This is a genomic window from Ideonella sp. P3_A4, from assembly GCF_056403075.1.
Genome location: NZ_JBFUGE010000488.1, coordinates 1 through 4,541, shown reverse-complemented (window position 1 = coordinate 4,541; position 4,541 = coordinate 1). Strand labels below are relative to the sequence as shown.

At 68.2% G+C, this 4,541-nt stretch carries 2 protein-coding genes and 1 pseudogene; 2 read left to right on the top strand and 1 reads right to left on the bottom strand.

What is annotated here, in order from left to right; all coding sequences use genetic code 11:
* The coding region (locus tag AC1DYI_RS27420; RefSeq protein ID WP_477207287.1) for a hypothetical protein at window positions 1-1,132 on the top strand (1,132 nt) is incomplete at its 5' end.
* A 19-nt stretch (window positions 1,133-1,151) separates the two neighbouring features.
* Here the strand turns inward: AC1DYI_RS27420 and ppc are convergent.
* Complete coding sequence (gene ppc / locus AC1DYI_RS27415; protein ID WP_477207286.1) at window positions 1,152-4,016, bottom strand: phosphoenolpyruvate carboxylase; 2,865 nt, start codon at window positions 4,014-4,016, stop codon at window positions 1,152-1,154.
* A gap of 103 nt (window positions 4,017-4,119) precedes the next feature.
* Between ppc and AC1DYI_RS27410 the strand changes: the two are divergent.
* Window positions 4,120-4,541 (top strand): annotated as a pseudogene (locus AC1DYI_RS27410) (hydroxymethylbilane synthase); the annotation flags it as partial.

The following is a 4,541-nucleotide window of genomic DNA, read 5'->3' as shown; positions in this document are numbered from 1 at the left end:
CGGAGTGGCCGGCTACCGCTGGTGGCGGCAGCCTGACGCTGCCGACGATTCGGTGGTGCAGGCCTTGTCCAGCGTGGCCGAGGCGACGCATCACGCGGTGATGGCCAGCCAGGCGCCTTCGGCACCGGAGCATGGCGCGAGCGATGCCGCCGAGCTGGCTGTTGCACCGATCGACCCCAGCTGCCCGCCGCAGTGGCGTGCGTTGGCGGGCAAACCGGCCGACGCGATCGACCAGGTGTTCCGCCGCCTGCGGCCCACCGCGCTGGCCCATGCCGGGCAGCTGCTGGCCTCGTCGCCCGAAGCCTTTGACCGCATCGCCGGCCGCTTGCTGATGGCGCGCGCCCGTGATGTCGAGGGCCCACCCGACGCCGACACTTACCTTGCACTGGTCAGCGAAGCCTTGAGCAGCAACGACCCCCGCGTTGCGGCGCTGGCCACGCAGCTGTGCGACACCGCACCGGCCGAACACGCAACCGCCTGCTCGTCAATGTCGCCGGCGCGCTGGGCAGCGGTCGATCCCGACAACGTCCAGGCCTGGCTGGCCGTGGCCGCCGAGGCGCTGGAGCGTTCCGACACGCGCACCGCGCGCGAAGCGCTGGGCCGGGCTGCGCAGAGCCGAGGCAGCCGCCTGATCTGGAGCGACCTGATGCCTTTGTCGAACAGCGCGGTCTTGCAGGCCCTGCCACCGGTGGAGCGGCAAGTGCTGGCGGCGGACCTGATCGGTGTCGGCAGCCTGCTGGTCAACAACGGCCTGATGGCGATTTCGCGCCTGTGTTCGACCGACGCATTGAACGCAGCGCAGCGTCGCCAGGAGTGCAGTGCAGTGGCCGGGCTGATGATCGAGCACGGCGACACCYTGATGGAGCACGGCATCGGCATCGGCCTGGCGCGCCGCAGCGGCTGGCCGACCGATCGCGTCAACGCCCTGGCCGACGAGCAACGTGCGCTGAGCGAAGCCTTTGTCGAAGAAACCAACTTCGGCTTCGACCAGCCGGGCCCGATGACGATGGCCCAGGCCTGCGAGACCTTCCACCGCGTCGAGGCCTCGTTCGCACTGGTCAGCAACGGCAACGAGATGCAGGCCGCGCGCCGCGCATTGCAGCGCCAACAGGCAGCGTCGGCGCCGAAGTGACCGGCGGCCGTAGGCCGCCTCAACCAGTATTCCGTAGTCCCGCCGCGATGCCGTTGATCGACAAGTGGATGCCGCGCTGCACACGGTCGTTGGACGGGTCGACCGCCTCGCCTTTGGGTCGCTTGCGGTAGCGCCGCATCAGCTCGACCTGCAGGTGGTTCAACGGGTCGAGGTAAGGGAAGCGGTGCTCGATCGAGCGCGCCAGCGCGGGGTTGCTTTGCAGCCGTTCGCCTTCGCCGGTGATCAGCGCCAATGCGTCATGCGTCTTGTCCCACTCGGTGCGGATCGCTGCAAAGATGCGCTTGCCCAGTCGCTTGTCCTCGACCAGTTCGACGTAGCGCTGCGCGATCCGCACATCGCTCTTGGCCAGCACCATGTCGAGATTGGACAGCAGCGTGCGGAAGAACGGCCACTGCTTGTGCATGCGCTGCAGCAGGTCGAGCCGCGCAGCGCGGCCGGTGCCCTTGCCATCGTCGCCCGCGAGGAAGGTTTCGACCGCCGAGCCGAAGCCGCACCAGCCCGGCAGCGCGACGCGGCACTGGCCCCACGAGAAGCCCCAGGGGATGGCGCGCAGGTCCTCGATCGCACGCGTGGCCTTGCGTGACGCAGGCCGCGAGCCGATGTTGAGCTCGGCGATCTCGCGAATCGGCGTGGCGGCGAAGAAGTAGTCGGTGAAACCTTCGGTGTCGTAGACCAGGTGGCGGTAGGCGGCCATGCTGGCTTGGCTCAAGCCCTCGGCTGCTTCGAGAAAGGCCTTCGGCGCGGCCTTGGYCGGGTGCAGMAGGCTGGCTTCCAGCGTCGCGGCGACGAGGGTCTCGAGGTTGCGCCGGCCGATCTCGGGGTGCGCGTATTTCGATGCGATCACCTCGCCTTGTTCGGTCAGGCGGATCTGGCCCTTCACCGTGCCGGGCGGTTGCGCGAGGATCGCCTGGTAGCTCGGGCCGCCGCCACGGCCAACGGTGCCGCCGCGCCCATGGAACAACCGCAGCCTGATGTTGTGCTCGGCTTCGAGCGCATCGAACATCTCGACCAGCGCGATCTCGGCGCGGTACAGCTCCCAGTTGCTGGTGAAGAAGCCGCCGTCCTTGTTGCTGTCCGAATAGCCCAGCATCACGTCCTGCTCGCCGCCGCCACGCGCCACCAGCGCGGTGATGCCGGGCAGGGCGTAGAAGTCCCGCATGATGTCGACGGCGTTGCGCAGGTCGGCGATTGTTTCGAACAGCGGCACGACGATCAGCGCGGCCTGCGCATGGTCGTTCAAGGTGCCTTGCAGCAGGCCGGTCTCTTTCTGCAGCAGCAGCACTTCCAGCAGGTCGCTCACCGTTTCGGTGTGCGAGATGATGTAGTGGCGGATGGCGTGGACACCGAAGCGCGTGCGGCCCACCGCGGCGGCTTCGAAGATCGCCAGTTCGCTTTGCGTCAGCGGCGAATAGTCGGCGCCGCGCACCCGCAGGCCGCGCGCGTCGTCGAGCAGGCGCAGCAGCACAGCGCGGCGCTCATCCTCATTCAACGCGGCGTAGTCCGGCTCGATGCGGGCCACGCGAAGCAGCTCGGCCACCACCAGTTCGTGCTGATCCGAACTCTGGCGCAAGTCGACGGTGGCGAGGTGGAAGCCGAACACCTGCACGGCGCGCTGCAGCGGTGCCAGCCGCGGTGCGACCATCGCCTCGGCATGGTGAAAGCGCAGCGAGCGCTCGATCGTGTCCAGGTCGGCGGCGAACTCTTCGGCACTCGTGTACGGGTTCTGCGGCGCCACGGCATGGCGCAGTGCCTCGGTGCCGGTCAGCTCGTGCAGCGTCGCGGCCAGGCGGGCATACACGCCGATCAGCGCGCGGCGATAGGGCTCGTCTTCGCGGTGCGGGTTCTTGTCGGGCGAACGTTCGGCCAGCGCCTGCATCTCGGGCGGCACCGGGGCCAGCATGGCCGACATCGACAGCTCGGCGCCGAGTGAGTGCACCTCGGTCAGGTAGTGACGCAGCGCAGTCTCGGCTTGGCGCGACAGGGCCAGGTTCAGTGTCTCGGCGGTCACGTTGGGGTTGCCGTCGCGGTCACCGCCGATCCAGTGGCCCATGCGGAAGAACGGCGGCACGGTGTGGCCAGGCAGTGCCTGCTCGATCTCGCGGTACATGCGCGGGATCTGGCGCAGGAAGGTCGCGTGGTAGTACGACAGCGCGTTCTCGATCTCGTCGGACACGCGCAGCTTGGCGTAGCGCAGCATGCGCGTTTGCCACAGCTGGGTGACGCGGGCGCGGATCAGTTGTTCGTTCTCGTCCCGGTCCCGTTCGCTGCGCAGCTCGTCGCGCTGGGTGATCAACGTGGCGATCGCGCGTTCGGCGTCGAGGATGCTGGTGCGCTGCACTTCGGTCGGGTGGGCCGTGAGCACCGGCGAGATGTAGGCCCGCTCCAGCATCGCCGCGATGTCGGCGCCGCGGTGGTCGGCCCGCGCCAGGCGCTCGAAGCAGAAGGCCAGCGAGCCTTCCTGCAGATGGCCCTCGGCCTCGTGGTGCAGGCGTCGGCGCACGTGGTGACGGTCTTCGGCGATGTTGGCCAGGTGCGAGAAATAACTGAAGGCGCGGATCACGCTGACGGTCTGGTCGGCCGACAGGTTCTTCAGCAGGCGGTCGAGCACGCGGCCTGCTGACGCATCTTTCTTCAGCCGGTAGGCCACCGACAGCTGGCGCACCCGCTCGATCAGCTCGAACGCCGCGCGGCCCTCCTGCTCGCGGATCACGTCGCCGAGGATGCGACCGAGTAACCGGATATCCTCCATCAGCGGCTTGTTCTTTTCTGCCGCGTCGCTCTTGGCGTTCACCGCCACTGCAGTTTTGCGCGATTTTGGTGCAGCAGAGGTGGAAGGGGAGGCAGGACGGGCGGCTCGCGGCATGAAGGCTCCAAACTGGGTAACTAAATTACCACTGCGCGATCGTAGCAGGCTTCTTCTGCCGTTTCGCTCCCGCCGCGCCGCCATGGGTGGCGATAATTCATCCATGCCTGCAGACAACGCCCCCACCGCCGCGCTGGCCGCGCCCGTCGTCATCGCCACCCGCGAAAGCCGTCTGGCCTTGTGGCAGGCCGAACATGTGCGCGACCGTCTCGCCGCCGAGTTGGGCCTGCGGGCCGAGTTGCTGGGCATGACGACCCGCGGCGACCAGATCCTCGACCGCAGCCTGTCCAAGGTCGGCGGCAAGGGCCTGTTCGTCAAGGAGCTTGAAACCGCGATCGAAAACGGCCAGGCCCGACTGGCGGTGCATTCGCTGAAGGACGTGCCGATGGACATGCCGCCCGGGTTTGCGCTGGCGGCGATCCTGGAGCGCGAAGACCCGCGCGACGCCTTCGTCTCCAACAAGTATGACCAGCTGAGCGCCCTGCCGCAGGGCGCCTGCGTCGGCACATCCAGCCTGCGCCGGGT